This window comes from Burkholderia sp. (assembly GCF_018375725.1).
GTDB lineage: Bacteria > Pseudomonadota > Gammaproteobacteria > Burkholderiales > Burkholderiaceae > Burkholderia.
In genome coordinates this window covers 1-1,722 of sequence record NZ_JAHACR010000497.1, presented here as the reverse complement: position 1 = coordinate 1,722, position 1,722 = coordinate 1, and the positions used below count along the sequence as shown (strand labels likewise).

Below are 1,722 nucleotides of genomic sequence, written 5' to 3'. Positions count from 1 at the left end.
GACTCGACATCACGCGCCCGTAGCTACCGAGCAGCTCGCAAAACGTTGCGATGTCCGGCGCATCGTCATCCGCTTCCGCCGCCATAGCGGGCGAGCGGGCGTCGGCTCCTGCCTCATCGATGAGTTGCATCGCCTTCTCGCGGTTCGCTTCGAACTCTTCCTTCGTCGAGTTGCTGTATTCGCCGTCGTAGGCTGCTTCTCCTGCGAAGAAGTCGAGCAGCCTGATCATTTCGATGGACGGGTTGCCGCGCTTCAGGATGGCGATGGCGTCGAGGATCGGTGCTGCGCCGCCTGCTTCGTCCGGGTCAAGGCCGAGTGCTTCATGGATCAGGCCGAGGTCGCGGCATGCCTCGCCGAGCATGCGCTTGTGCGCTTCCAGTTCGGAAGCCGCCGCATCAACCGGCTCGCTGGCATATTTCCCATTTCGAATGTCATCCAGAACGACGCGTGCGCGTTCGATGCGGGCCGCTTCTTTCTCGGGCGTTACCTCGTACTCGTACAGGCGTTGTGCCGCACCGATCACGGTCGACCATTTCACGCCGACACCGAATCGACCCCCGCCTACCTTGGCCGGCTTGTCCAGCTTCAAACCCGTTTCGTCGGCCTGCGCCTCGATCGCCGCCAGCTTCCGCCCCATCCTCCAGAACGGTGCGAGCCAGTGATCTTCGCTCGGTGGCGGGTTCGTGTTCTGGTAGCCGAAGGCGATGGCGCCGTCGATGGCTTCGCAGGTCAGCTTGCGTTCGAACAGGATTTGCGCGTCGGTTCCGCGCTTGGCTTCCGCCCCCGTCTCATTGGCAGATGCGGCGCGGGCACCTTGAAGTTCTTCGATTGCCTCAATGATCTCTCCGTAGTCGCAGTCTTCCTCAAGGTCGAGCGCATTGCGTATCGCATCGATTTCTTCGCAGCCTTTCAGGAAACTCACGCGCAGCGACCACAGATCGATCCGCAGCGCTTCTAATGCATTTTCAGCCGCCTCGATAGCGCTCCGATTTTCGACATCCTCGTTGAGGTAGACGCCGCTGACATTGAATCCGTCCGCGATGTCGATAATTTTTTGGATCGCCGTCACATGCTCCGCCGCCCGCTCGTCCGCTGGCGAGGGTGCGGGTGCGGTCTGAGAATCCTTGTGGTCGAGGAAGTGCCGGTACGCGCCTTCGACGAATCCGAGGTGGATCATCGCGGCGATACGTTTTGCGCGCTCCACTTCGTCAGCGACGGCCGCAATGCGCTCAGACATGTCGGTCAGACGCGTTTCCACCGCCCACAGATCGGCCATGGTTTCGAGCGCGGCGAGGCCCTTGTTCAGTGCGCGCCGTTGGTTCGGCGTCATCTGTTCGAGGTCGTCGGTCGGGATCGGCGCTGCTGCGGGCTTCTCGACAGGGGCTGCGGCGAGGATGGCGCGGCCGAAGGCGATCACGTCGGCACGGTCGCGGAACGCCCACCATTCATCGACACCGGGATGCGATGCGTGATGCTTCTCTGCGATGTTGATAATCTGCTCGTCCGTCAGCGCATCGCGGCTATTTTCGGTGGTGGTCATATCGGTTCCTTATCAGCGCTGCCGGATCGTCGTTTGAGCACAAAGCGTCGCTGCGCTATGCCCGGTCAAGTCGGACGCCATCTGAATCGCGCCGCGGTCAGTGATGGCCTGCACAACCGCGACAAGCTTGTCAGCGGCGTACACGTACCAGCGTTTCAGTTGGGATCGGGGGTACATGGGGT

General features: G+C 61.8%; 1 protein-coding gene. It reads right to left on the bottom strand.

Translation table 11 applies throughout. The annotated features are described in order from the left end of the window. Positions 1-1,540: hypothetical protein (locus KH616_RS24820; RefSeq protein ID WP_292254848.1), on the bottom strand; the 1,540-nt coding region annotated here is incomplete at its 3' end. Positions 1,541-1,722 lie beyond the last annotated feature (182 nt).